Raw genomic sequence first — 24144 nt, forward strand, 5'->3', positions numbered from 1 at the left:
TAGGCGGCCCGCCAGCTAGGCAGTGTGACAGCCGAGCCCGGAGAGAGTGCTGCCAACTGTCACCCATCAAGCGAAGCTGATATGTAAGCATCAGATGGAGCGCGACACCGCCAGGTCCCGGCCGGACAGGCGCTATTGGCGAGTCGTAGTCGGCGCTATCGTCTGTGCATGTCTCTCGTCTCGTGGGCCTACGAGGTCTCCCGCCGGAACCTCTCAGGCACGTTGCCTCGTCGGTGGGCTCATGTTCAGGGTGTCGCCCTAAAGGCCCGGACGCTTACCGCGGCTGTCGGTGACGACGGACCCCTGTTGGAGGCAGCCGCGATACTTCACGATGTCGGCTACGCACCTCACCTAGCAAAGACGGGCTTTCATCCGCTGGACGGCGCGTTCTACCTCCGAGGCTTGGACGCGCCCGATCGCTTGGTCCACCTGGTGGCCCATCACTCCTGTGCTGTTAGGGAGGCTCGTCTACGTGGGCTCGACGCACAGCTAGCTGCCTTTCATGACGAAGAAGGTCCCGTGAGAGACGCACTTTGGATGTGCGACCTCACCACGACGCCCGACGGAGAGCCCACGGACTTTGCGAGCCGGGTTGCCGAGATCAAGGAGCGGTACGGTCCCGGCGACCTGGTCACGGTCTTCATCGACAGCGCTCAGCAGGATCTAGCCGACGCTATTGCAAGAACAAGCAGCCGGCTCCAGGCCGTGGCCGGCTAACCAAGGTAGGGCGTGTCGTCCTTCAAACCGTGCCGGATGCGCAGGAGCATGGAAGGGTGGATCGGAAGCTCCTCAATGGTCTCCGGCTCGACCCACTTCACCTCTGACGATTCGTCACTAGTTCGGAGCGCGCCGCCGATCGGTCGGGCGCGAAGGCAGATTGCGAGCTCCTGCCGCACCTCGCCGTCGTCGTACGCGATGACGTGCCCTGGGTCGGAGTAGATACCGGACACGCCGGTCAGCTCGACGTGTAGCCCCGTTTCCTCTTCAACTTCTCGTCTGGCTGCCTGTGCCGTGGACTCCCCCAGATCCTGCGCCCCTCCTGGCAGAGCCCAGAGGCGGTTGTCGGAGCGCCGTATGAGGAGGACGCGGCCGACGTCATCTTGAACGAACACAGTCACAGCTACCACTAGCGAGTTGGCTTTCGGCGCTCGCGGATCATTAAGGTAGTCGGTCTTTGGCATCTGCTAGAGCCTGCCTTCTGATGGCCTCGACGATTCCCAGACCGCCTCGAAGCTGCCGGCGTAGGTATCGAAGAGGCCGTAGGTTGCCGTCTTCCGTAGGTGCATCGCCGGTGCCATGGGTGCTGTCTTGCCGTAGACATGCGGGTTGACGATCATTTCCCTGTCGAAGCGGTAGATCGAGTTGTAAAGCACGGTTGAATGGCTTTTCACCTCAACCCCCGCCACGCTGCGAAGCGGCCGGAAGAATGCGTTGGCGTGGTCGATTTTCGCCGAGATTGTCTCGCGTCCAATTCCCTCCTCGATGCTCCGCTGCTTTACAGCACTGCTGTCCCGGTCACCTAGCAGGATCCGGATCCTTGCGCCGGCGTTTGCCTTCTGGCCTAGGCGGTCCAGAAGATCGGGCTTCTCGGTAAGGAACATCCCGACGTAGACAAGGATGCCAACTTCCTCCGTTGCTTCATCCAGAAGTCGATCCCAGAGGTTGTGAGGGACCGCTCCGCGAGTCGGGTAAAACTGGACCATCCCTGCCGAGTTTGATGTCTCGTCAGCGGCTCTTCGGGCTCCCGGCCAGAGGTACTCTTCGTCTTCCCTTAGCCGCTTAGCGATTTTGAAGGGAGTAACTATAAACGTCCCAAGTGTCCCCGCAAAGCCGTTCCGGAGTCACTTTCTTCGATGTCTCCTTGGGGTGCGAGCGAAAGCCGCGCAAGAGCAGTCGTCCACGAGGGGCGCGCTCAACTACAGGAGGTCTGTTGTGAAGCTGTACGTGGACACCACGAGCAAGCAGGTGACGGCGTCGAAAGACCCGGAGCCGAAGAACGACCAGAACGGCAACCAGAAGTCCGAGAAGAACACGGGCCGGCCGATGTGGTCCACCCAGGTCTTCGTGCTCGACGAGACGGGCGGGGAGGTCATCACCATCACGACGGCGGGTGAGAAGCCGAACGTGAAGGTGGGGGACTTCCTCGCGGTCGAGCAGTTGGAGGCTATTCCGTGGGCGACCAACGGGCGTAACGGCGTCGCGTTCCGGGCGGTGTCGCTGAAGCCGAAGACTGGTTCTCCGGCCAAGTAGGTCTCTTCGCACGTCGTGCTGTGTGAGCCACAGGTGTCCGTGGCTCGCTGAGGCGGCCTGATGGTCCGCTGATTCAACCCCATGCGGTTCCGGGAGTGTTCCTGACTCCTACGTTCCCGGTCCGGTCGTCACGACAGGTGGCGACGAAAAGGAAATTGGCCCGGGGTCGGTACTGACTCCTACATCTGCCGACCCCGGTGCCGTCCAACTCATCCGATCCCAACTTGCGATTGGGAGGACTCGTCGTGTCCAAGTCTAGTCCCCGCCGGTTCGCCGGCAAGTCAACCGGAACGGTGACGGTCATCGAGGCCAGGGTTCACCGTTCTTCGGCGCGCAACGCCAGGGTGGCGTTCATCCTCACGGGCATCGTGGTGGGCATTCTCGCGGCTGTGGTGGCCGCTGCTCACTGGCACCCGGTCGTGGCTCTGTTTGTGGGTGCCCTAGTCGGTGTGCCGACCGGTGCCGTTGCCTGGTTGCTGGTGCGAATCTGGCCGGTTCTGCGGCTGCTGTGGTGGTGGATGGCCGAGGTCGTGATCGTGGCTGGTCTGCTCACCGCCTGGGTGCAGCTGGTCGACCACACGCCAACGGTGGTGACGCTGCTCGTTGTCGCCCTGGTCGTCGGTGTTCCGGCCGCTGTGCCGGTGATCCGTCGTCAGGTCGTCGCCTGGGTCTGGTGTCTCGTGGTTCGGCATCGGCTGCGGGTGTGCTTCGCGCAGTTCATCATCGCCAACCAGTCCGGCAGCCTGCCGCTGATCCTGTGGGCACGTCCCACGCCGGTCGGTGAGCGGGTCTGGGTGTACCTGCGCCCCGGCCTGTCGGCCAAGGACCTGGAAGGCCGGCTCGACAAGATCGCCGTGACGTGTCACGCCTCCACCGTGCTCATCGAGCGCGCTGCGGAGAACAACGCCGCGTACCTGCGGTTCGACATCAAGCGCCGTGAGGTGCTGACCGCTCATGTGGGCTCCCCGCTGGTCGACAAGATCGACCCGACCGCGCCCGTCTCGGCGTCGCCGCTGACGGTGCCCACCGCTCTGGACCTGCCGGACGTCGGCGTTCCGACGATCACCCTTCCGACCCAGGGCAAGCCGCCGGCGAAGAAGCCGCCGGCGACCACGGCCAACGGCAGCAAGCCCGCGGCTTCGTCCTCGGCCCCTGAGGACGACGTTTCCGACTGGATCTGACCCACACCTATCCGGGACGCGAGGAGCCCTGCGGCTCGTTCGTGTGGCTTCTCGCGCCCACTACTCGCCCAAAGGAGGGCAGTCATGTCCACCACGGTTCCCGCCCCCGCTGCCGGGGTGCCGGTGGGTCCTGGCCTGTCGATGTTCGACCCGATCTTCATCGGCATCGACGAGTTCGGCCAGCCCGTCTACCTGGATGTCATCTACCGCAACATCCTGATCGCCGGTGAGCCGGGCGGCGGCAAGTCCGGCCTGGTCAACAACATCTGCGGCCACGGTGTCCTGTGCGACAACACCCGCCTCGTCCTCTTCGACGCCAAACTCGTCGAACTCGGCCCCTGGCGCGACCTGGCCGACGCGTTCATCGGCCCCGACATCGACCAGGGCATCGAGGTGCTGCGTCGCCTCCTGGTCGTGGCCACCAACCGCTACACCTGGCTTCTCGCCAACCGGCGCCGCAAGCTCGCCCCCGGCGACGGTATGTCGGTCATCGTCACCATCATCGACGAACTCGCCATGTTCTCCACCGTGCTGGGCACCAAGCCCCAGCAGGAAGAGTTCTCCAGCCTGCTGCGCGGGCTCGTCTCCCTCGGCCGCGCCTGCGGCATGCCCGTCGTCGCCGCCACCCAGCGGCCGTCGTGGGACATCATCCCCGCCAGCCTGCGGGACCTGTTCGGCTACCGGGCCGCGTTCCGCTGCACCTCGCTGAACAGCTCGAACATCATCCTCGGCCAGGGCTGGGCCGAGCAGGGCTACACCGCCTCCGACATCTTGCCCACCAACCAGGGCGCTGCCTACCTCCTCGCCGAGGGCGGCGTTCCCCGCCGCATCAAGGCCGCCTACCTCAGCGACACCGACATCTACAACATCGCCGACTACGCCGCCTGGACCCGCCGCCCCACCGGCACCAGCACCCCGGCTGGCGACACCACCGAATGGGAGATGGCGGCATGACTACCCGAGAGCGCGCCTACGCCCGCGCCAACCAACAGCGGGCCGCGCAGTACGCCGAAATCTGGATCGTCGCCCAACCGGCGGAGATCGCCGCCATGGTTCAGGTCGCCTCCACCAGCGGCCGACTCGTCTACGTCGGCCCGCCCCAGCCCATGGGAGGCGACGACACCCGCCACCGCCGCTACCTGCGGCTGCGCACCACCTGAATCGGCCGACAGGACCAGGTCTCGCCTGGCAGCAGTGCTGGTCCTGCCGACCTCCACCAACAGCCCCGAAAGGACGTGGCTGCCATGAAGGCTACCCAAAACCCACCCACCGAAGTCCAGGTCACGCCTGCTGACCTGCTCCGGATGGCTGCCCTCTACCTGCGCCGGCACGGCTGGCACCAGGGCACCTACTACGCCCCTGTCGACACCCCGACTCCGCCGGCCTGCGCCGTCGGAGCCATCGGCGTCGCCTGCACTGGCCAGCGCATCGAGCGCTTCGCCCAGCTCGACCCTGACGCCCTGGTCGACTACCTCTTCGCCGTCCGCGTGTTCATCGACTACCTCGACACCGATACGCCGATCTTCGGCACCGACAGCGCCGGCTTCGTCTTCGACGAGGACGACGACTACCTGCCCTACTCGTGGAACGACGCTCCCGGCCGCACGGCCGAGCAGGTCATTGCCGCCCTCGAAGGCGCGGCTGACGAGTGGGACCGCCTCCACACCGACGGAGGCGAGAACTGATGTTCACCGTCAAGGCGTCCTTGACGCACACCCCTCGACAGAAGCGGCGTGAGGTCGTCGAGAACGACGAGTTCGCCGCCTTCGCCCGCCGGATCATTCGCGCCCACGGCCGCCGCGTCGCCGCCGGTGATGTGGAAGCCCTTCGCGACCTGGTCGCCCTCTCTTCGTCCATCGACGACGCGATCGGCGACGCCGTCATCGGCCTACGCCAGTTCGGCTACTCCTGGGCCGAGATCGGTGCCCGGCTCGGCATCTCCAAGCAGGCTGCCCAGCAGCGCTGGGGAGGCTAGTCATGACCATCACCTACGACCCGACCGGGTTCGACACCTTCCCCTACCGCATGGCACCCGACGGGCTGGCAACCCGCCGTCAACTGCGCGCCGCCGGCCTCCGACCCGGAGGACATGACCCGGTCGCCCAGATCGTGTGGCGGCGCGGCAAGCGCGTCGCCTACCTCTACCGCCTCGACCTGGCCGCCCCCAAGCGGGTCGCCACCCCCGCCCAGCGGGCCGCCATCGCCAAGGCCCTTCGGGCTCGGCGTACCTGCCGCGTCTGCGACGTGGTGAAGCCCTACTACATCCCCCGCCGCTACGGCTGCTGCTTCGACTGCCACGGAGGCACCCGATGAGCTTCCACCTGTCCGACCCGTGCCTGTGGTGCATGGAGGGCAGCTCGCCCGCCGGCATCCACGACATCCTCGGCCCTGTCTACAAGCCCTGCCCCGTCTGCCTCCGGGCCTGCATCCTCTGTGAGGGCAAGGGACTGTTCCCGGCGGACTTCACCTGCCTGCCCTGCTTCCGCCAGCAGTTCGCCGCTCAGGGCCTGGCTCCGATCATGTGCGCCCACTGCTCGGGCGTGGTCGACCTCATCCCGCTTGACACCCTCCCGGCCCCGGAGGTGACTCCCCATGCCCACCACTGACGCGCACACCGTCACCGAACAGTTCGCCGCCGAGTACGCCCGCAACGCGGTGCCCACCATGCTCAGGGCAATCGGCTCGATCAAGCGGTACAACCGCTTCGTTCTGCTCGGCGCGTTGGCGACCAGCTACCTGCACCAGGCCCACTACCTGTGGACCCAAAACGCCGGCTACTTCGCCTACCTGGTGCCGCTGATCTTCGACGCCGCGATGGTGTCGATGCTGACCGTCGTCCGCACCTCCGGCATTGCGAAGGATGCCAAGCGCGGAGCCCTGGTCGTCTTTGCCGCCGCCGCGCTGCTGTCGGCCACCATCAACTTCGCCTCCCCGGGCAGCCTCGGCCTGCGCCTGGTCTTCGCCCTGGTCGTCGTCCTCGTCATTGGCGTCGAACTCGTTGCCGGACGCATCCGACCCGACTTCGCCGCCATCGAAGCCGAAGCCGCCGCACTACTCACCGCCGCCCGCGACCTGGCGGCCAAAAACGAGCCGACCACCGAACCCACCGACACCGCTGGCGTCGCCCAGCTTGTCGACGAGCCGCCCGCTGCCGACACCCCGCCGGCCGTGAGGCCGGCCGTCGACACTCCGCCGGCTGTCATCGAGGCACCCGTCAACCCGGTGCCGATCACCCGACCCGAGGTGCCCGCGCACCTCGTCCCCACCGCACGCTTCGTCATCGGCCGCCACGAACAGAGCACCGGCCGACCCATCACCATCGACGAGCTGGCCGGGCTGCTGTCGGTCAACCCGGACATCGCCCGGGAACTGCTGCACACCCTCGGCGGCCACACCACCGCCGTCAACGGCACCCCCGTCGCTGGTGGTGCCCGATGACCATCCACGTCGTCGACATCGAACACATCACCCACACCTGCCCGGCCTACCCGGACGAGCCCCACCCCTACGACACCCGACGCACCGTCATCCACGTCATCCCCGGCGGACCCTGCCGGACCCCGGTCACCATCCGCTGCGGCCAGGTGACCACCACCATCGCGTGCCACCGGCACGAACCGGCCGCCCGCCAGTGCGGAGCCTGCCGGACCATCGTCACGCAGCACTCCATCATCACCCGGCACCTCGACGAGGTGTCCGCCTGATGGTTTCGACGCTGGACCTCACACCCCGGACCCTCGTGGCCCGGGGTGTGGGCTCGAACGCCGACACCACCGCCCCCGTCTATGGCTACACCGCCGCCGGCTCCGCGTTCCACCGGGCCACCCAGCCCGACTACTTCGGCTGGCTCGACCACGTCCGCGCCGCCGCCGGCTGCACCCGACCCATCCGCCTCGCTGGGCAGCTCCTCACCGTCGAACCCGGCACCGGCCGCATCCTCGACCAGCGGCACACCGACGCCATGCCCGACGCCGCGATCTACAAGGCGTGCGGCAACCGCCGCGCCACCGTCTGCCCCGCCTGCGCCCGCACCTACCAACGCGACGCCTATCAACTCCTGCGCGCCGGCCTCGTCGGCGGCAAGGGCGTCCCCGAGACCGTGTCCCGGCACCCGGCGGTGTTCCCCACCTTCACCGCCCCCTCGTTCGGGCCTGTTCACGCCCGGGTGATCAAGCGGCACACCTGCGCCGACCGCCGACGCTGCGACTGCCGGCCCGACCCCTGCCACGCCCGCCGCGACACCGGCCAGTGCGAGCACGGCCGACCCGCCGTCTGCTGGGCCAGACACGAACCCGACGACACAGCGCTCGGGCAACCGCTGTGCCTGGACTGCTACGACCACGACCACCAGGTCGTCTGGAACCTCTTCTCGGGCGAGCTGTGGCACCGCACCAAGCAAGCCGCGGAACGCCACCTCGCCAAACTCGCCCGCAGCCGCGGCATCCCCCGCGTCCCGGTCGTCACCCCCTCCGGCAAGACCCGCACCGTCTCGCCGGTCCGGCTCTCCCACGGCAAAGCCGCCGAGTTCCAAGCACGCGGAGCCGTGCACTTCCACGCCCTGGTGCGCCTCGACGGCGTCGACCCCACCGACCCGACCGCCGTCGTCCCACCGCCCGCCGGCTTCACCACCGCCGACCTCATCGACGCGCTTCACGCCGCCGCACAGGTCACATTCACAACCCCCGGCCACCCAGACCGACCGCAGGGCTGGCCCATCGCCTGGGGCGACCAAGCCGAGATCCGCCCGATCTCGCTGACCGGCCGTGGTGAGGTCACCGACAGCATGGTCGCCGGCTACCTTGCCAAGTACGCCACCAAGAGCACCGAGGTAACCGGCCACCGCTCCGTCAGGCTCACCGCCGACACCATCGGCGACTACGCCGACCCCGACGGCGACCACACCGCCCGCCTCATCGACGCCTGCTGGCGACTCGGCCGACCCACGCAAACACCCGTCCCGCTGTCCCAGCGACCCCGGGACCACCGGCCCACGCCCGGCTTCGTCCAGCCGTGGGAGTGCCCCGACTGCGGCACCCACACCCGCTACGCCGCCTGCCCCGTCTGCGTCGACCACCGTCAAGCCACCCTTGACGCCCAACCGGCGAAACCGGCCGACGCCAACCCGTACACCCGACTGCGGCGCTGGGCGCACATGCTCGGCTTCGGCGGCCACTTTCTCACCAAAGCCCGCCGCTACTCGGTGACCTTCCAACTCCTGCGCGACACCCGCGTCACCTACCGCCGCAGCGAGGACCACGACCAGGGCGCCGGCGAACCCATCCACGCCGTCGACCACCTCGACGACACCACCCTCATCGTCGGCACCCTCACCTTCGCCGGCGTCGGCTGGCACACCACCGGTGACGCCCTGCTCGCCAACACCGCCGCAGCCCTCGCCCGCGAGCGACACGCCACCGGCCGCGAAGAACTCGCCCACGAACTCGGCACCACCCCGGCCGGCACCGTCTCGGCCGCCGCCTGATGACACGAAAGGATGACCGTGACTGCGCGAGAGCTCGTCGACGAACTCTGGTCCGTCGAAGACGTTGCCGCCTTCCTGCGAGTGCCGGTGGAAACCCTCTACCGCTGGCGCAAGGTGAAGTACGGGCCGCCGGCTGCCCGCATCGGTCGGCACCTGCGCTACGACCCGGTAGAGGTCCGCGCCTGGGTGAGAAGTCGGGTGGCCTGAGCATGGGCCACATCGAGGATCGGTGGTACCGGACCGTCACCGCCCCGGACGGAAGGACCAAGCGGGAGAAGACCGACCGGCACGGCATCGGCAAGCGCTACCGGGTGCGCTACATCGGCCCGGACGGAAGGGAGCGGAGCCAGTCCTTCCCCGATCGGGGCAAGCGGGACGCGGAAGCCTTCCTCGTCTCGGTCGAGTCGGACAAGCTGCGCGGCGCGTACGTCGACCCGGCCGCAGGCCGGATCACCTTCGCCGAGTACGCCGAAAGCTGGCTCCGCACTCGGAGCTTCGACGAGTCGACCCGAGAGACCACCGAGATTCGGGTACGTCGGCATCTACTCCCGTCCTTCGGCAATCGCCAGCTGGCCGCCATCAAGCCGGGCCACATTCGCGAGTGGGACGCGGCCCTGGTCGGCAAGCTCGCTCCATCGACCCGCTCCGTGCTCTTCGCCCATCTGCGCACCATCCTCGGTGCGGCCGTCGACGACGAACGCATCCCGAAGAACCCGTGTGCCGCCCGGTCGGTCACCCAACCGCGTCCGGTCGAGCGGCGCGTGGTGCCGTGGAAGCCCGACGATATCGCCGCTATCCGGGCTGGTCTTCCCGAGCGGTACCGGGCCGTCGTCGACCTCGGGGCCGGCTGCGGCATGCGACAGGGTGAGGTCTTCGGCCTGGCCGTCGATGACACCGACCTCGACGCCGGCTGGCTGCACATCCAACGTCAGGTCAAGCTCGTCCGCCACCGGCTCGTCTTCGGCCTGCCCAAGAACAACCGGGATCGGCGGGTGCCGCTGCCGGCGTCAGTGGCCGATGTATTGCGGCAGCACATGAAGGACCACCCGCCGCTGACCCTCACCCTCCCGTGGGAGAACCCTGCCAGTGCGGAGCAGGTGACCGCCGGCCTGATCCTGACCACTACCTGGCGCAAGGCGATCAACCGCTGCTGGTTCGACGCCAAAGCGTGGCGACCGGCCGTCTCGGCGGCCGGCATCGTGCCGTCCAGGTCGACCGGCATGCACGCGCTGCGGCACTTCTACGCCTCGGCGCTACTCGATGCGGGGGAGAGCATCAAGGCCCTGGCCTCTTACCTCGGCCACTCCGACCCCGGATTCACCCTCCGGGTGTACACGCACCTCATGCCGGCCAGCGAGGAACGCACCCGCAACGCCATCGACCGGCTCTTCCGGCCCGACCCTGCCGACGGCCCCGAGACGGCCTGACGTGGGGGAGTGGTCGTATCCGCCCAGCTCAGAGGCTATGTGACCACTAGAATCCGGCGTACAGGTCGACTCGTCCGTCGCCCACCAGGTCGCAGCCTCGATCAAGCTTGCGACCCGGTATCTGCCTGGCCCGTTTCGGCACCCGCGTGCCAGCATCAGTCGATGGCCGATCCCGATGCCTGGTGCCCCTCACGGGAGACCCGGCCCGCCGAGTCTTTCCTGCGTCCGCTGCTTGTCTTCGCTGCGACGCTCGCAGCGTTGGCATGGCTGGTTGTCGGTTCCCTTGTCCTCATGGCAGTGTCCGCCCGTTTTGCCGGCGGTTCGGAGAACCTGACGGGCTTGGCAGTTGCCGTCCTTCTCCCGCCCGCGCTGGTGCCCGCCCTCTGCCTCACGTCCGCTTCGGCGTGGTGCTACCGCGGCGTCCGGGGTGGCCGGGCGTCCATGGTGATCGCGATCGGAACGGCGGTCGCGGCGGTCGTCGCGGTCTGCGTCTGGCTTTGGGCCCCTGTCACTGGAATCGCCCCCTGATGTGTACGCCCCAGCACACGCGCAGGTAGGGCTGGGGGGCGATGGCGCTGAACAGGCGGGGCAGTCGTCCCATTGCTGTGGACGGCAACCGCTACCGCTGGTTCGTCCGTCGGCCCGGCGTCGGGATGCGCGATGGTCCGTCGGCCGATCAGCTGGCGAGGCGGACGTCGGAGAGGTCGAGCCAGTTCGCCAGCGCCGCCAGCTCCTCGTGCACGGCGGCCGTGGTCGCCGCGTCGAACGGCACGTCCCCGTGGATCGCGTCGACCCGCAGCACGGACGCCTTCCGGTCGGCCGTGGTGTCCACCTTGCCGATCAGCCGGTCGTGGTGGAGTACCGGCAGCGCGAAGTAGCCCCAGCGGCGGTTCGCCTTCGGCACGTACATCTCCAGCTTGTAGTCGAAGTCGAACAGCTCCAGGGCCCGCCTGCGGTCGTGGATCAGCCGGTCGAACGGGGACAGCAGCGCGGTCCGGCCGGCAAACGGCCGGCCGAGGGCCTCGGGGTCGACCCGCCAGGTGCCGGTCGTGCCGGCGACCTCGGCCGGCTCCCCGGCGTCGCCCACCACCGAGGCGCGGGCGACGCCCATCGCCCGGAGCCATCGCTCGTCCCGTAGCCGACGGGCTTCCTCGGCGGGGACGACCGGGGTGCCGGTCGGATAGACCCGCTCGGCGAGGTCCCATCGGCGTTGCCGGCCGATCCGGCCGGAGATGGCGATCTCGCCCCGGGCGGCGAGCAGTTCCAGCATCTGGGTGACGTTGCGGTTGTTGGTCCACCCGGTCGACGGCCAGGGGACGGTGCTGCGGTCCTCCACCTCGCGGGAGAGCAGCGGACCGGAGTCACGCAGCAGGTCGAGCACGTACCGGCGGAAGGTGTCGTTGGCCCGCAGCCACTCGCGCTGCCGGGCGTGCTCCGGCAGCGTCGCCATCTCGGCGAGGTGCAGCCCGAGGTCGGCCATCGGCCGCACCATCGCCCGGTGCTCGAAGAGCGCCCGGTCGTGCTCCAGCGCCCGGGTCAGGTGGCTCGGTCGGTACGCCGCGCCCAGCCGGGTCCAGGCGACCAGGTCGGCGCTGGGCGCCACCGCGGCCGTCGGGTCGAGCTGGAGGAACGTCAACCGGTGTACGACCGACGCCAGGTCCGTGGGCCGGTGGGCGTCGAGCAGTTGGGCGCGGACAGCGATCCGCCGCGCCTCGTCGCGGTCCAGCCGGTGGTGCGTCATGCCGCGACGCTAGTACCGCCCACCGACACCGCGCCGCCCGGTGCGACGGTCCGACCGGCTGGCGACCGGGGCACCGGTCGGCCGCGTACGACGGCCGACCGGTACGCCCGTCAGAGGGCCAGGTAGTAGCGGACCAGGGGCATGGCGGTCATGCCGAGGCTGTCGTAGAACGCCCGGGCCGAGTCGTGGAACCGGTCGCCTCCCGTGCCGATCGACACCACCTCGGCCCCGGCCTGCTTCATCGCTTCGAACGCGTAGGTGCACAGCGCCGTGCCGACGTGGTGCCGGCGCTGATCCGCCGCCACGCCGATGATGTCGATCTCGCCGCTGCGCTTCTCCGGGTGCACCTGCCAGGCGGCGAATCCGAGGAGCGAACCGCCCTTCTCGGCGACCACCACGTGCTTGTTCTGTCGCGGGTCGTGCAGCCCGACCCACATGTCGCGGTAGTCCTCCCGCCAGGTGCCGTGCTGGTTGGTCATGATGGCGTCGCCCACGATCGACCGGAACGAGTCCTCGAAGAACGGCCCGAAGGTGGCGATGGTCAGTTCGAGCAGGGGCGCCAGGTCGGCTGGCCGGAACGGACGTAGATCCATGGTGTGCAGTGCCTTTCGTCTGAGGGTGTGGCGAACAGCCCGACCTGACCGGCAGGTCGGGCAACGCGCGGCTCAGAACGAGCCGCCCCTCAGGAGCGGGTGCGCCCGGCGGCGAAGCACTGCATGACCCGGACAGTACCCACGGGCGCGTCACGTGGCCATCCCGCCGGGAAGACGTCAAACCGGGGACAGCGCCCCTATGTAGAGTTCCGATATAGTTCCCGCATGCGGATGACCGTTCCGGTGGCGAAAGTGCTCTCCGCGCTGCTCGCCGACCCCGACTCCGAGCGGTACGGCCTCGACCTGATGAAGCTCACCGGCCTGCCCAGCGGCACCCTCTATCCGGTGCTGCAGCGGCTGCGGGAGGCCGGCTGGCTCACCGCCGACTGGGAAGAGGTGGAGCCGACGGCGGTGGGCCGACCGGCGCGGCGCTACTACCGGCTCACCGCGCAGGGCGTCCGCGACGCCCGGCAGGCCCTGGCCGAGCTGCGTGCCCTCGACCCGGGCGGGCGTCCCGCCCCGGGTGGCGTCGCACCGAAGGGTGCCCCCGCATGGTGACCCGGTGGCTGGCCGAGGCGCTGCTGCGGACGGCGGCGCGGCGCTGGCCCGTCGCCCTCCGCGCCGACCTGCGCCGCGAATGGGCCGCCGAGCTGCACGTCCTCGCCGTCCGGGGGGACCGGCTGCGGATGCTGCGGTTCGCGGCGAGCCTCGCGGCCAGCCGTACCGCCGGTCCGCTCGTGGACCGGCCGCGCGTGCCGGGCCAGGCCCGTCGTACGGCCGCCACGCTGCTCGTCGCGCCGCTGGCCGGGGTGGCGGTCCTGCTGGTCGCGGCGGTCGTGATGAACGTGGTGACCGGTCCGCTGCTCGGCTCGACCGAATGGGCCATGGACGCACAGGTGCCGCTGCTGACCACGGTGACGGTCGTCCTCGCGCTGCTGCTCGCCCGGATCACGGGCCGGGCCGCCGGCCGCACCGCCCTGCGCGGGCCGCTGCGCGTCGCGCTCGGCGTCGTGCTGCCGCTCGCCGTGACCGCCGTCGGCGTCGAGTACGCCTCCCACGGCACCGTCGAGCACCTGCTCCGGGTGGCGCCCGGGCTGGTGGTCTGGCTGCCCGGCCTGGCCCTGGTGCTCTGGTGCGCCGGGACACTCGCCGGCCGGGGCCGGTCCCGGGCCGCCTGGTGCCTGGGCCTGCTCGGCGCGTTCGTCGTCGCCGACCTCGCCGTCGTGCTTCTGGTGGTCGCGCACATTCCGGCCGGACCGGAGACCGTCATCGACGGAGTGGCGCAGGGCGACACCGTCGATCGGATCTCCGCGCCGCTCTGGCTCCTCGCCACCTGGACCGACTCGTCGCTCGGGCTGCCCCGACCGACCGGGCCGGAGGTCTTCCTGATCACCGACCTGACCGACCTGCAACCCTTCCTCTATCTGGCCTGCACGCCGTACGCGTTGGCGTACGCGATCGGGGCGGCGCGGCCGGCGGCGCCGTGCCTGGCCGACGCTCCCGACCCGCTGCCCGCGCCCGCCTGACCCGGCTCAGTCGGCGCACGACACCCGTTCCAGCACGATCGGGGTGGCGGCCGGCCGGACGACCTGCGCGAAGCAGCCGACCGCCGTCGTCCGCTGCCAGCCGAAGACGGAGGCGGCGGTCTTCGCCACCCGGACCCGGAAGACCAGCCGTACGCCGACGGGCGGCGGCCCGGCCTCCACGGTCAGGACGTCGACCCCGTCCACGTCCTCGGCGACGTCCCGCAGGGCCGCCGCCGGAGCGGCCGGACTGGCCAGCAGCGCGCCGCGGGCCTTCTGCGCCGTCGCGGTCACCTCCCGGTCGGCCTGCCGTTCCAACCGGTGCTGGGACCGGTCCCGCAGCGCGGGCACCCCGGCCAGCACGCCCACCACGACGAGCACCCCGACCGCGACGCCGGCCAGCAGTCCACGGCGCCGCCGTACCGATGTTCCTCCCCCGTAACGCACCCGGGGATTCTCCGTCACCGGGCCGCCTCCCGGCTGCCCCGTCTTTTCCCGTTCCGCCTCCCGGCGGCCGGAGCACGTCTAATGTGGAGAGCATCGACGACATCTTTCGGTGATCCGGTGGCGGCCGGACGCTGCGCGGTGCACAGTGATCCCATGAGCGACAGCGGAAGTGGTGCGCACTACTACTGGTGCACCCGACACCACCGGGTCGAGACCGATGCCGACGTGTGCCCTGCGAAGCACGTTCTCGGCCCGTACGCCTCAGCCGCCGACGCGGAGAACGCCCTGCAGCAGGTGCAGGAGCGCAACGAAGCGTGGGACGCCGAGGACGCCCGTTGGGCCGGGGAGGACAGGTAGACGGCGCGGGACGGCCCGCGTCGAGGTACTCCGTGCCCCGCGAGGAGGCACGCGAGAGCATGTCCCCAAGGAGGGAACCGAGATGGCCGAAGCACAGAAGGCCACCACCCGCCCGGCCGCCAAACGTACGACCGCGAAGACGACCGCCGCGACGAAGCGGACCACGGGCGCGGGCACGGGCCGGGCGGCCACGGTGACCAAGGCGTCGCCGAACGCCTCGGGTGCCGGCGCCGGACGGGTGCCGGCGAAGAAGGCCGTCGCGAAGAAGGCGGCGGCGAAGAAGGTCGTCGCGGCGGCCCGCAAGGCGCCCGCGAAGCAGGCCCCGGCGACGAAGACCACCGCCAAGAAGGCTCCGGCCAGCCGGACCACCGCCAAGAAGACCACCACGGCGAAGAAGACCACCACGGCGAAGAAGACCACCGCCGCCAAGAAGACCACCGCCGCCAAGAAGACCACCGCCGCCAAGAAGACCACGGCCGCCAAGAAGACCACCGCGGCGAAGAAGACCACGGCCGCCACGAAGACCACGGCGGCGAAGAAGGCTCCCGCGAAGACCACCGCGGCGACCCGCAAGGTGACCTCCAGCGCGCGGAAGACCACCGCCACGGTCAGCAGGACGGGCGCGGCGGCGAAGAAGACGGGCACGGCGACCGCCAAGAAGACCACCGCGGCGAAGAAGGCCCCCGCGAAGAAGACCACCGGGTCGACCCGCCCGACCGCGCGCAAGACGGCGGCGACGAAGGCCCCGGCGAAGAAGGCGACCGGCACCTCCTCGACCGCCACCCGTACGGCGGCGGCGACGAAGGCACCGGCCCGCAAGACCACCGCCGCGAAGAAGGTCACCGCCCGCAAGGCGCCGGCCCGGACCGCCGCCGCCCGGGCGACCGCGCCGCGCAGCGCCCGCTCGACCGCCCGCAAGGCCACCGGCTGAGGGCACGCTGACCGGTCGTACGCCGGGCCGGTGAGCGGATGTGGCGGTGCGCTGTCAGGATTGACCGCGTGGTGATCCGACGCGTACTGGCACCCCGCATCGACTTCGGCGCGCTGCGCCGCGAGCTGGGCCTGCCCGAGGGCTTCCCGGCCGCGGCGCAGCGCGAGGCGGACGAGGCAGCGGCCGCGCCGCTGCCGGCCGCCGCCGACCGCACCGACGTCCCCCTCGTCACCCTCGACCCGGCGTCGTCGCGTGACCTCGACCAGGCCATGCACCTCAGCCGCCGACCCGGGGGCGGCTTCCGGGTCCGGTACGCGATCGCCGACGTCGCCGCGCACGTCCGCCCCGGCGGCGCGCTGGAGGAGGAGACCTGGCGCCGCGGGCAGACCGTCTATCTGCCCGACGGCAACGTGCCGCTGCACCCGCACACGCTGAGCGAGGGGGCGGCCAGCCTGCTGCCCGACGCCGAGCGGGTGGCGGTGCTCTGGACCATCGACCTGGACGCGGAGGGCGACACGGTCGGCGTGACGCTGGAACGGGCCCGGGTCCGCAGCCGCGCCAAGCTCGACTACGTGGGGGTGCAGCGCGACGCCGACGCCGGCCGGCTGCCCGAGCCGATCGCCCTGCTACCGGAGCTCGGCACACTGCTCACCGCCCGGGGGCTGCGCCGGGGCGCGGTCAACCTGCCCCTGCCCGAGCAGGACGTCGAGCCGGACGGCGACGGGTGGCGGCTGGTGCTGCGCGGCCCGGTCCCGATGGAGGACCACAACGCGCAGATCTCCCTGCTGACCGGCATGGCCGCCGCCGACATCATGCTCGCCGGCCGGATCGGGTTGCTGCGGACCATGCCCCCGCCGAAGCCGGAAGCGGTCGACCGGCTGCGCCTCGCCGCCGCCCCGCTCGGGGTGGACTGGCCCGCCGACCGGAGCGTCGGCGAGGTGCTCGCCGGGCTGGACGCCTCCCAGCCCCGGGCGGCGGCCTTCATCGACCAGGCGGCCGAGCTGATGCGCGGCGCCGGTTACACCGCCTTCGACGGGCAGTTGCCCGAGCAGCCGGAGCACGGCGGGGTCGCCGCCGCGTACGCCCACGTGACCGCGCCGCTGCGCCGGCTCGCCGACCGATACGCGACCGAGGTCTGCCTGGCCCTGCACGAGGGGCGGGAGGTGCCGGAGTGGGCCCGCGCGGCGTTGCCGAAGCTGCCCGAGGTGATGGCCACCACCGACCGGACGGCGTCGGCGGCGACCCGGGGCGCGATCGAGCTGGCCGAGGCGGTGCTGCTGGAGCACCGGGTGGGGGAGACCTTCTCGGCCGCCGTGCTCGACGTCGACACGCCGCGTCCGCCCGCCGAACCGCCCCACCAGTCCGGCGGGACGTCGACCCCGCCGCCCCGGCAGTCCGGGAACGGGACCGGTAGACCGGCCCGTCAGCCCGGTGGCACGGTCGCCCTGGACGAGCCGCCCGTCCGGGCCCGCTGCCTCGGCGAGCTGCCGCTCGGCGAACGTGTCCCGGTCCGCCTGGTCACCGCCGACCCGGTCGACCGCAAGGTCCTCTTCGAGCGCGCCTGACGCCCCCGCGACCCCGGATCCGGACAGTTTCCCGTTCCCACCGGACGGCTCGACGGGGGGATTGTCACAGCGGCTCGGACTGCTGGTCGGTGGCACGGTTTGCGAGGATGACGGCATGGCTTACGACGCGACCACGCTGCCCGACGTCTCCGGGCTCACCGTCGGCATCATCGGTGGCACCGGCGACCAGGGCCGAGGGCTGGCCTACCGGTTCGCCCGGGCCGGGCAGCGGGTGCTGATCGGCTCCCGCTCCGCCGAGCGCGCCCAGCAGTCCGCCGCGGAGATCGCGGCGCTGCCCGGGATGCCGGCCGGGGTGGACGTGACCGGCGCGGCGAACGACGAGGTGGCCCGGGGCAGCGACGTGGTGATCGTCGCCGTGCCGTGGGACGGGCACGCCGCCACCGTCGCCGCCCTGGCGGAGCCGCTGGCCGGCAAGATCGTGGTGGACTGCGTGAACCCGCTGGGCTTCGACAAGCAGGGCCCGTACGCGCTGGTCGTGGCGGAGGGGAGTGCCGTGCAGCAGGCCGCCGCGCTGCTGCCGGACTCGCGCGTCTGCGCCGCCTTCAACCACGTCAGCGCGCCGCTGCTGGCCGACCCGGAGGTCGCGCGGATCGACCTGGACGTGCTGATCTGCACCGAGGACCGGGAACTGGTCGACGTGGTCGGCGCGCTGGCCGCCCGGATCCCCGGCATGCGCGGCATCTATGCCGGCCGGCTGCGCAACGCCCACCAGATCGAGGCGTTCACCGCCAACCTGATCGCGATCAACAAGCGCTACAAGGCGCACGCCGGGATCCGGGTGACCGACCTCTGAGCCCGCCGCGGCCCGCGACGGGCTCGCCGATGCGTGGACAGAGGCCCCCTGCTCGACGACTGGCGTCGGCAGGGGGCCTCTGCTGACCGGTCAGAAGACGACGGTGACGCCGGCCTTCCCGCAGGAGGCGGAGAGCGTCGCTCCGGCCTTCGCGAATTCGGGGTTGTCGGCGGCGCTCGCCGGGTCCGCGGCAGCGGCCGCCTCGCCGGCCTCCTTGGCGAACGCCGTCAGTCCGGCGGTCACCTCGCTGTCCGGCGCGCCGGTGGCAGCCACGGCGTTCATCTCCTTCTCCACCCCGGTCAGGATCTTGGCGAAGTCGGCCGGAGTCGGGGTCGAGCCCGAGGTCATGGTCTCGGCGAACTTGGCCTTCATGCTGGCGTTGGCCTTCTTGGCGCTCTCGCAGAGCTGCTTGTCGTCGAGCGCGGCCGCTGCGGGGGCCGTGGTGGCGGAGGTGGTGGGGGCGGCCGTGGTGGTGGCCGACGCCGACGCCGTGGGCGCGGCGGCGCCCGACGATTCGGTGGCCTTGTCGCCACAGGCGGCGAGCGCCACCAGGGAGAAACCGGTCAGGAGGAGGGGAAGAACGCGAGTACGAATCACGTTGTCCGACGATAGTGGATCATCGGTCACGCCGGCGCCCCGCCTCCAGCCGGTTTCCCGCCCGCGTCAGAAGGTGTGTTCGGTGGCGGGGAACTCGCCGCCGCGGACCTCCTCGGCGAAGCGACGGGTGGCGTCGGTCAGCGCCCCGGCCAGGTCGGCGTAGCGCTTGACGAAGCGCGGCGCCCTGCCGGTCCGCAGGCCGGCCATGTCCTGCCACACCAGCACCTGGCCGTCGGTGTCCGGGCCGGCGCCGATGCCGACCGTCGGGATCGGCAGCTCGGCGGTGATCCGCTTGGCCACCTCGCCCGGCACCATCTCCAGCACCACCGCGAACGCGCCCGCCTCGGCCACCGCCCGCGCGTCGGCGATCACCTCGTCGGCGGTGTCGCCGCGGCCCTGCACCCGGTAGCCGCCCAGGGTGTGCTCGCTCTGCGGGGTGAAGCCGATGTGCGCCATCACCGGGATGCCGGCGCCGACGATCGCCTCGATCTGCGCGGCGCAGCGCCGGCCGCCCTCCAGCTTGACGGCGTGGCAGCCGCCCTCCTTCATGAACCGCACCGCCGTCCGCAGCGCCTGCGTCGGCCCCTCCTCGTACGAGCCGAAGGGCAGGTCGCCGACGATCAACGAGTGCCGGGTCGCCCGGACCACGGCGCGGACCAGCGGCAGCAGCTCCTCGGCGGTGACCGGCAGGGTGGTCTCGTAACCGAAGACGTTGTTCGCCGCCGAGTCGCCCACCAGCAGCACCGGGATGCCGGCGGCGTCGAAGATCGAGGCGGTGTACTGGTCGTACGAGGTGAGCATCGCCCAGCGCTCGCCGCGCTCCTTGGCGGCGATCAGGTCGCGGGTGCGGATCCGCCGGGTGGCCGGCCCGCCGTAGAGGGCGGTCACCTCGGACGGGGTGGACTCCACCATGGTTCTCTCCTTCCTCGAGGCCGCGCTCGCGGTCCCCGGGTTCCGTCGCGATCGTCGCACCGGACGACCGGGCGGCGGCAGGGCAGAGTGGAGGATTTCACTCCCGGGTCGGCGCGCCGGGCGGGGCGTCAGCCGTGCTCCCGCCAGCGGTTGGTGATGGGCAGCCGCCGGTCCCGGCCGAACGCCTTGATGGAGATCTTGGTGCCGGGGGCGGACTGGCGTCGCTTGTACTCGGCGGTATCCACCATCCGCAGCACCTTGTCGACCATCGCCGGGTCGTGCCCCGAGGCGATCAGCCCGTCCCGGCCCAGATCGCCGTCGACGTAGCCGATCAGGATCGGGTCGAGGACGTCGTACTCCGGGAGGCTGTCGCTGTCGAGCTGGCCGGGGCTCAGCTCCGCCGAGGGCGGCTTGCCGATCGAGTTCTCCGGGATGGGCGGGGTCTCGCCCCGGCGGGTGGCGTCCGCGTTGCGCCACTTCGCCAGCCGCCAGATCAGCGTCTTCCAGACGTCCTTGACCGGGTTGTAGCCGCCGACCGAGTCGCCGTAGAGCGTCGAGTAGCCGACCGCCAGCTCGCTCTTGTTGCCGGTGGTGAGGACCAGGTGGCCCTCCTGGTTCGACAGCGCCATCAGGATCACCCCGCGCACCCGGGCCTGGAGGTTCTCCACCGCCACGCCGGAGAGCGAGATGTTGGCCAGGTAGGCGTCCACCATGGGCTGGATCGGTTCGACCCGGTAGTCCAGGCCGGTCCGCTTGGCCAGCTCCTCGGCGTCGGCGCGGGAGTGCGCGGAGGAGTGCTGGCTGGGCAGGGAGACCCCCACCACCCGGTCCGGGCCGAGCGCGTCCACGGCGAGGGCCGCCACCACCGCCGAGTCGATGCCGCCGGAGAGGCCGAGCACCACCGACGGGAAGCGGTTCTTGTCGACGTAGTCGCGCAAACCCAGCACCAGCGCCTGCCACACCTCGGCCTCGTCCGCGACCGGTTCGATGATCCCGCCGCGGGCCAGCGCGCCGGTGGGCGCCGGGGGCAGGATGTCGCTGATCTTGGTGTGGACGATCCGCATGTCGTCGGCGATCTCCTCGTCGCCCTCGACGGGCTCCTTCGCGGGCGGCAGGTCCACGTCGTGCACCAGCAGGTGCTCGACGAACTGCGGGGCCCGGGCGAGCAGCGCGCCCGTCGCGTCGACGATCATCGAGTCGCCGTCGTAGACCAGCTCGTCCTGGCCGCCGACCATGTTCACGTACGCGATGGTGGCGCCGGCCTCGGCGGCCCGGCGGCGGACCAGCGGCAGCCGGATGTCGTCCTTGTTCAGCTCGTACGGCGAGCCGTTGATGTTGAGCACCAGCCCCACACCGGCCCGTCGGGCCACCGCGAACGGGCCGCCGGCCTGCCACAGGTCCTCGCAGATGGTCAGCGCCACGTCCACCCCGCCGATCCGGACCACGAGCAGGGTGTCCCCGGGCACGAAGTAGCGGTCCTCGTCGAAGACCCCGTAGTTGGGCAGGTGGTGCTTGAAGTAGGTGCCGACGACGGTGCCCCGGTGCAGCAGGGCCGCCGCGTTGCGGGCCCCCCGACCGGGTTGGGCGTCGGCGCTGACCTGCGGTGGGCCGTCCGCGTCGAGGTAGCCCACCAGCACCGGCAGGTCACCGAGCCCGTCGGCGGCCAGGTCGGTGGCGAGCTGCTCCAGCGCCGCCTTCGACGCGGCCACGAAGGAGCGGCGGAAGACCAGGTCCTCGACCGGATAGCCGGTCAGCATCAGCTCGGGGAAGAGCGCGAGCTGGGCGCCGGCCTCGGCGGCCTGCCGGGTCCAGCGGCGAACCAGGTCGGCGTTGCCGACGAGGTCGCCGACCGTCGGGTTGACCTGGCACAGTGCGAGACGCAGGGTGGGCATGCCCTCATCTTGCCCCAGCCGGCCACCCCGCAGCCGGCCGGACGGCGACACCCCGGGTGGCCGGGGACGGCGGCGCCGACGCGGTGGGACACGGCGGGACGGCGGCCGGAGGGTCGCGTAACGTCGGCGTAACGAGGCCGGTGAAGACTGGGCGGTCAGGCCGGACCGGCCCGACCGGCGCCGGACAAAGAGTGTCACGAGGGGTGGAAGTGGACCGTCAGCAGGAGTTCGTCCTCCGTACGCTGGAAGAGCGGGACATCCGGTTCGTCCGGCTGTGGTTCACCGACGTGCTGGGCACGCTGAAGAGCGTCTCGGTGGCCCCCGCCGAGCTGGAGGCGGCCTTCGAGGAGGGCATCGGCTTCGACGGCTCCGCGATCGAGGGCTTCGCCCGGGTCTTCGAGTCCGACATGGTGGCCATGCCCGACCCGACCACGTTCCAGGTCTTCCCCTTCGAGGGCGGCGTCAGCGGCGAGAGCGCCCGGATGTTCTGCGACATCCTGCTTCCCGACGGCAGCCCCTCCTGGGCCGACCCGCGGCACGTGCTGCGCCGGATGCTCTCCCGGGCCGCCGAGAAGGGCTTCACCTTCTACACCCACCCGGAGATCGAGTTCTTCCTGCTGGAGAACGGCCCGCAGGACGGCTCGGTGCCCGTCCCGGTGGACACCGGCGGCTACTTCGAGCACACCACCCACGCGGTGGCGCGGGACTTCCGCCGGCAGGCGGTGCTCGCCCTGGAGCGGATCGGCATCTCGGTGGAGTTCAGCCACCACGAGGTCGCGCCCGGCCAGCAGGAGATCGACCTGCGGTACGCCGACGCGCTGACCACCGCCGACAACATCATGACCTTCCGGCACGTGGTGAAGGAGGTGGCGCTCTCCACCGGCGTGCAGGCCACCTTCATGCCGAAGCCCTTCACCGACCAGCCCGGCAGCGGCATGCACACCCACCTGTCGCTCTTCGAAGGGGAGCGGAACGCCTTCCACGACGCGGGCGACCCGATGAAGCTCTCCAAGGTGGCGAGGTCGTTCATCGCCGGCCTGCTGATGCACGCCCGGGAATACACCGCCGTCACCAACCAGTGGGTGAACTCCTACAAGCGGCTCTTCCCCCTCGCGCTGCCGGACCGGATCACCGAGAGCCCGGCGTACGTCTGCTGGGGTCACCTGAACCGGTCCGCGCTGGTCCGGGTGCCGGCGTACGGCAAGCCGAACTCGGCCCGGGTCGAGGTGCGGTCGCTGGACTCGGCGACCAACCCCTACCTCGCCTTCGCGGTGCTGCTCGGCGCCGGCCTCAAGGGCATCGAGGAGGGCTACGAGCTGCCCCCGGGCGCCGAGGACGACGTCTGGTCGCTGAGCAGCGCCGAGCGGCGCGCGATGGGTTACGAGGCGCTGCCGGAGAACCTGGCCGAGGCGATCGACGTGATGGCCGGCTCGGAACTGATCGCCGAGGTGCTGGGCGAGCACGTCTTCGACTTCTTCCTGCGCAACAAGCGGGCCGAGTGGGAGCAGTACCGCCGCGAGGTCACCCCGTACGAGCGGCAGCGGTACCTCTCGCTCTAGGTCGGCTCAGGCGGGGCGTTCGGCGAGGGTGTACCGCACCCGCTGGGTCAGCCGGATCGTCCCGTCGTCGCCCCGCAACCCCTCGGCGAAGTCGGTGGTGGCGGCGCGCAGCGTCGCGCGCTCGTCCTCGGGTACGGCGTCCCACATGGCGCGCTGGCCGTGCGACATGGAGAACGCGTACCAGTGGTCCGGGTCGGTGAAGACGGCCTGGACGTCGACGCCGGTGGTGCGTACCCGTTGGTAGCCGGCGGCGGTCAGCAGCTCCTCGACCCCGGCGTCGCTGGCGAACGGGCCGGCGGTGCCGCTGGTGCGGGCGTCGAGCAGCTGCGGCGGCAGGTACGGCCGGAAGAGCGCGTCCAGCGCCTCCCAGCGCGGGTCCCGGGCACCGAACGTGGCGATGCCCAGCCGGCCCCCGGGCACCAGCAGCTCCCGCCAGGCCCGCAGCGCCGCCGCCGGGTCGGGCAGGAAGAACACCACCAGCGACGAGGCCACCAGGTGGTAGCCGCCGGCCGGCAGGTCGGGCGCGGTGGCGTCCATCAGGTGTACGTCCACCCCGGTCAGTCCCCGCCGGGCCACCTCGGCACGGGTGGCCGCCACCATCCCGGGCGCCAGGTCGATCCCGGTCGCCGAGCCGGTCGGGGCGACCGCCTCGGCGAGTGGGAACAGGGCCGCCCCGCGCCCGCAGCCGACGTCCAGGGCGCGTTCCCCCGGCCGGGGGGCGAGCGCACGGACCAGCCCCTGGGCGATCGGGGTGAACCAGGGCACGTCGACCTTGTCGTACGTGTCGGCCACCCGGTCGAAGACCGCCGCCACCCGTGCGCTCGCCGCTGCGTCCATGCCGAGGATTCTCGTCCCGCCGGTGCCGCCGGCACA

The 24144-nt window shown here is 71.0% G+C and carries 31 protein-coding genes; 22 read left to right on the forward strand and 9 right to left on the reverse strand.

What is annotated here, in order from left to right; all coding sequences use genetic code 11:
* Positions 1-168: 168 nt before the first annotated feature.
* Positions 169-717: an HD domain-containing protein gene (locus tag ABUL08_RS01350; protein WP_350933788.1), complete on the forward strand. Its 549-nt coding sequence runs from the start codon at positions 169-171 to the stop codon at positions 715-717.
* On the opposite strand, the gene ABUL08_RS01355 is transcribed toward ABUL08_RS01350, so the two are convergent.
* Both ABUL08_RS01355 and ABUL08_RS01360 read right to left on the reverse strand, forming a co-directional pair.
* On the reverse strand, positions 714-1181 hold the full coding sequence (locus ABUL08_RS01355; protein WP_350933789.1) for an NUDIX domain-containing protein: 468 nt from the start codon (positions 1179-1181) through the stop codon (positions 714-716). The two genes, ABUL08_RS01350 and ABUL08_RS01355, sit on opposite strands and share 4 nt — an antisense overlap.
* A 3-nt stretch (positions 1182-1184) precedes the next feature.
* On the reverse strand, positions 1185-1703 hold the full coding sequence (locus tag ABUL08_RS01360) for a DUF5919 domain-containing protein (RefSeq protein WP_350933790.1): 519 nt from the start codon (positions 1701-1703) through the stop codon (positions 1185-1187).
* Between the two features lie 229 nt (positions 1704-1932).
* On the opposite strand from ABUL08_RS01360, the gene ABUL08_RS01365 reads away from it, so the two are divergent.
* The 14 genes from ABUL08_RS01365 (at position 1933) to ABUL08_RS01430 (ending at position 10868) form a co-directional block, all read left to right on the forward strand.
* Complete coding sequence (locus tag ABUL08_RS01365; RefSeq protein ID WP_041799353.1) at positions 1933-2250, forward strand: hypothetical protein; 318 nt, start codon at positions 1933-1935, stop codon at positions 2248-2250.
* 245 nt (positions 2251-2495) lie between these two features.
* Entirely contained in the window at positions 2496-3431 is a 936-nt protein-coding gene (locus tag ABUL08_RS01370) for a hypothetical protein (protein WP_350933792.1), read from the forward strand.
* 84 nt (positions 3432-3515) lie between these two features.
* A complete protein-coding gene (locus ABUL08_RS01375; RefSeq protein WP_350933793.1) occupies positions 3516-4385 on the forward strand; it encodes an FtsK/SpoIIIE domain-containing protein in 870 nt (289 codons plus the stop codon).
* Positions 4382-4591: a hypothetical protein gene (locus ABUL08_RS01380; RefSeq protein WP_350933794.1), complete on the forward strand. Its 210-nt coding sequence runs from the start codon at positions 4382-4384 to the stop codon at positions 4589-4591. Before ABUL08_RS01375 ends, ABUL08_RS01380 begins: the two co-directional genes overlap by 4 nt.
* 84 nt (positions 4592-4675) lie before the next feature.
* Positions 4676-5116, forward strand: a complete 441-nt coding sequence (locus ABUL08_RS01385; RefSeq protein ID WP_350933796.1) for a DUF6197 family protein — start codon at positions 4676-4678, stop codon at positions 5114-5116.
* A complete protein-coding gene (locus ABUL08_RS01390) occupies positions 5116-5406 on the forward strand; it encodes a hypothetical protein (RefSeq protein ID WP_350933797.1) in 291 nt (96 codons plus the stop codon). The genes ABUL08_RS01385 and ABUL08_RS01390 overlap by 1 nt, the downstream gene beginning before the upstream one ends.
* Before the next feature lie 2 nt (positions 5407-5408).
* Positions 5409-5744, forward strand: coding sequence for an RRQRL motif-containing zinc-binding protein (locus ABUL08_RS01395; protein ID WP_350933798.1), 336 nt, complete (start codon positions 5409-5411; stop codon positions 5742-5744).
* A complete protein-coding gene (locus ABUL08_RS01400) occupies positions 5741-6037 on the forward strand; it encodes a hypothetical protein (protein WP_350933799.1) in 297 nt (98 codons plus the stop codon). Before ABUL08_RS01395 ends, ABUL08_RS01400 begins: the two co-directional genes overlap by 4 nt.
* Complete coding sequence (locus tag ABUL08_RS01405; protein ID WP_350933800.1) at positions 6024-6869, forward strand: DUF2637 domain-containing protein; 846 nt, start codon at positions 6024-6026, stop codon at positions 6867-6869. The genes ABUL08_RS01400 and ABUL08_RS01405 overlap by 14 nt, the downstream gene beginning before the upstream one ends.
* Entirely contained in the window at positions 6866-7135 is a 270-nt protein-coding gene (locus tag ABUL08_RS01410; protein WP_350933802.1) for a hypothetical protein, read from the forward strand. The genes ABUL08_RS01405 and ABUL08_RS01410 overlap by 4 nt, the downstream gene beginning before the upstream one ends.
* A complete protein-coding gene (locus ABUL08_RS01415) occupies positions 7135-8913 on the forward strand; it encodes a replication initiator (RefSeq protein ID WP_350933803.1) in 1779 nt (592 codons plus the stop codon). The genes ABUL08_RS01410 and ABUL08_RS01415 overlap by 1 nt, the downstream gene beginning before the upstream one ends.
* A gap of 12 nt (positions 8914-8925) precedes the next feature.
* On the forward strand, positions 8926-9120 hold the full coding sequence (locus tag ABUL08_RS01420) for a helix-turn-helix transcriptional regulator (protein WP_350933804.1): 195 nt from the start codon (positions 8926-8928) through the stop codon (positions 9118-9120).
* Between the two features lie 2 nt (positions 9121-9122).
* On the forward strand, positions 9123-10340 hold the full coding sequence (locus ABUL08_RS01425; protein ID WP_350933805.1) for a tyrosine-type recombinase/integrase: 1218 nt from the start codon (positions 9123-9125) through the stop codon (positions 10338-10340).
* A gap of 162 nt (positions 10341-10502) precedes the next feature.
* Positions 10503-10868 (forward strand): hypothetical protein, encoded by a 366-nt coding sequence (locus ABUL08_RS01430; protein ID WP_350933806.1) that lies wholly within the window; start codon positions 10503-10505, stop codon positions 10866-10868.
* Between the two features lie 148 nt (positions 10869-11016).
* On the opposite strand, the gene ABUL08_RS01435 is transcribed toward ABUL08_RS01430, so the two are convergent.
* On the reverse strand, positions 11017-12081 hold the full coding sequence (locus ABUL08_RS01435; protein WP_350933808.1) for a DNA glycosylase AlkZ-like family protein: 1065 nt from the start codon (positions 12079-12081) through the stop codon (positions 11017-11019).
* A gap of 110 nt (positions 12082-12191) precedes the next feature.
* Positions 12192-12674 (reverse strand): GNAT family N-acetyltransferase, encoded by a 483-nt coding sequence (locus ABUL08_RS01440; RefSeq protein WP_350933809.1) that lies wholly within the window; start codon positions 12672-12674, stop codon positions 12192-12194.
* Positions 12675-12899: 225 nt separating this feature from the next.
* Between ABUL08_RS01440 and ABUL08_RS01445 the strand changes: the two genes are divergently transcribed.
* Positions 12900-13232 carry a PadR family transcriptional regulator gene (locus ABUL08_RS01445; RefSeq protein WP_350933810.1) on the forward strand — a complete coding sequence of 111 codons (333 nt, stop codon included), beginning with the start codon at positions 12900-12902 and terminating at the stop codon, positions 13230-13232.
* Complete coding sequence (locus ABUL08_RS01450) at positions 13226-14200, forward strand: hypothetical protein (protein ID WP_350933811.1); 975 nt, start codon at positions 13226-13228, stop codon at positions 14198-14200. The genes ABUL08_RS01445 and ABUL08_RS01450 overlap by 7 nt, the downstream gene beginning before the upstream one ends.
* A 6-nt stretch (positions 14201-14206) precedes the next feature.
* Here ABUL08_RS01450 and ABUL08_RS01455 read toward each other — a convergent pair whose 3' ends face one another.
* Positions 14207-14662 (reverse strand): hypothetical protein, encoded by a 456-nt coding sequence (locus ABUL08_RS01455; protein ID WP_350933812.1) that lies wholly within the window; start codon positions 14660-14662, stop codon positions 14207-14209.
* Between the two features lie 135 nt (positions 14663-14797).
* On the opposite strand from ABUL08_RS01455, the gene ABUL08_RS01460 reads away from it, so the two are divergent.
* From ABUL08_RS01460 to npdG, 4 genes are all read left to right on the forward strand, one after another.
* Positions 14798-15001 carry a hypothetical protein gene (locus ABUL08_RS01460; RefSeq protein WP_350933814.1) on the forward strand — a complete coding sequence of 68 codons (204 nt, stop codon included), beginning with the start codon at positions 14798-14800 and terminating at the stop codon, positions 14999-15001.
* Between the two features lie 82 nt (positions 15002-15083).
* On the forward strand, positions 15084-15932 hold the full coding sequence (locus ABUL08_RS01465) for a histone (protein ID WP_350933815.1): 849 nt from the start codon (positions 15084-15086) through the stop codon (positions 15930-15932).
* Between the two features lie 68 nt (positions 15933-16000).
* On the forward strand, positions 16001-17497 hold the full coding sequence (locus tag ABUL08_RS01470) for an RNB domain-containing ribonuclease (RefSeq protein WP_350933816.1): 1497 nt from the start codon (positions 16001-16003) through the stop codon (positions 17495-17497).
* A gap of 115 nt (positions 17498-17612) precedes the next feature.
* Positions 17613-18311 (forward strand): NADPH-dependent F420 reductase, encoded by a 699-nt coding sequence (npdG, locus tag ABUL08_RS01475; protein ID WP_350933817.1) that lies wholly within the window; start codon positions 17613-17615, stop codon positions 18309-18311.
* 90 nt (positions 18312-18401) lie between these two features.
* Here npdG and ABUL08_RS01480 read toward each other — a convergent pair whose 3' ends face one another.
* The 3 genes from ABUL08_RS01480 to ABUL08_RS01490 all read right to left on the reverse strand — a co-directional run bounded on the left by ABUL08_RS01480 (position 18402) and on the right by ABUL08_RS01490 (position 21712).
* Positions 18402-18908, reverse strand: a complete 507-nt coding sequence (locus ABUL08_RS01480; RefSeq protein ID WP_350933818.1) for a hypothetical protein — start codon at positions 18906-18908, stop codon at positions 18402-18404.
* Between the two features lie 66 nt (positions 18909-18974).
* Complete coding sequence (gene panB, locus ABUL08_RS01485) at positions 18975-19820, reverse strand: 3-methyl-2-oxobutanoate hydroxymethyltransferase (protein WP_350933819.1); 846 nt, start codon at positions 19818-19820, stop codon at positions 18975-18977.
* Positions 19821-19948: 128 nt separating this feature from the next.
* On the reverse strand, positions 19949-21712 hold the full coding sequence (locus tag ABUL08_RS01490; protein ID WP_350933820.1) for an NAD+ synthase: 1764 nt from the start codon (positions 21710-21712) through the stop codon (positions 19949-19951).
* Positions 21713-21921: 209 nt separating this feature from the next.
* Here ABUL08_RS01490 and glnA point away from each other — a divergent pair, with 209 nt between their 5' ends.
* Complete coding sequence (gene glnA / locus ABUL08_RS01495; RefSeq protein WP_350938428.1) at positions 21922-23271, forward strand: type I glutamate--ammonia ligase; 1350 nt, start codon at positions 21922-21924, stop codon at positions 23269-23271.
* A 6-nt stretch (positions 23272-23277) separates the two neighbouring features.
* On the opposite strand, the gene ABUL08_RS01500 is transcribed toward glnA, so the two are convergent.
* Entirely contained in the window at positions 23278-24108 is an 831-nt protein-coding gene (locus ABUL08_RS01500; protein ID WP_350933822.1) for a class I SAM-dependent methyltransferase, read from the reverse strand.
* Positions 24109-24144: the final 36 nt, after the last annotated feature.

The organism is Micromonospora sp. CCTCC AA 2012012, assembly GCF_040499845.1.
GTDB classification, from domain to species: domain Bacteria; phylum Actinomycetota; class Actinomycetes; order Mycobacteriales; family Micromonosporaceae; genus Micromonospora; species Micromonospora mangrovi.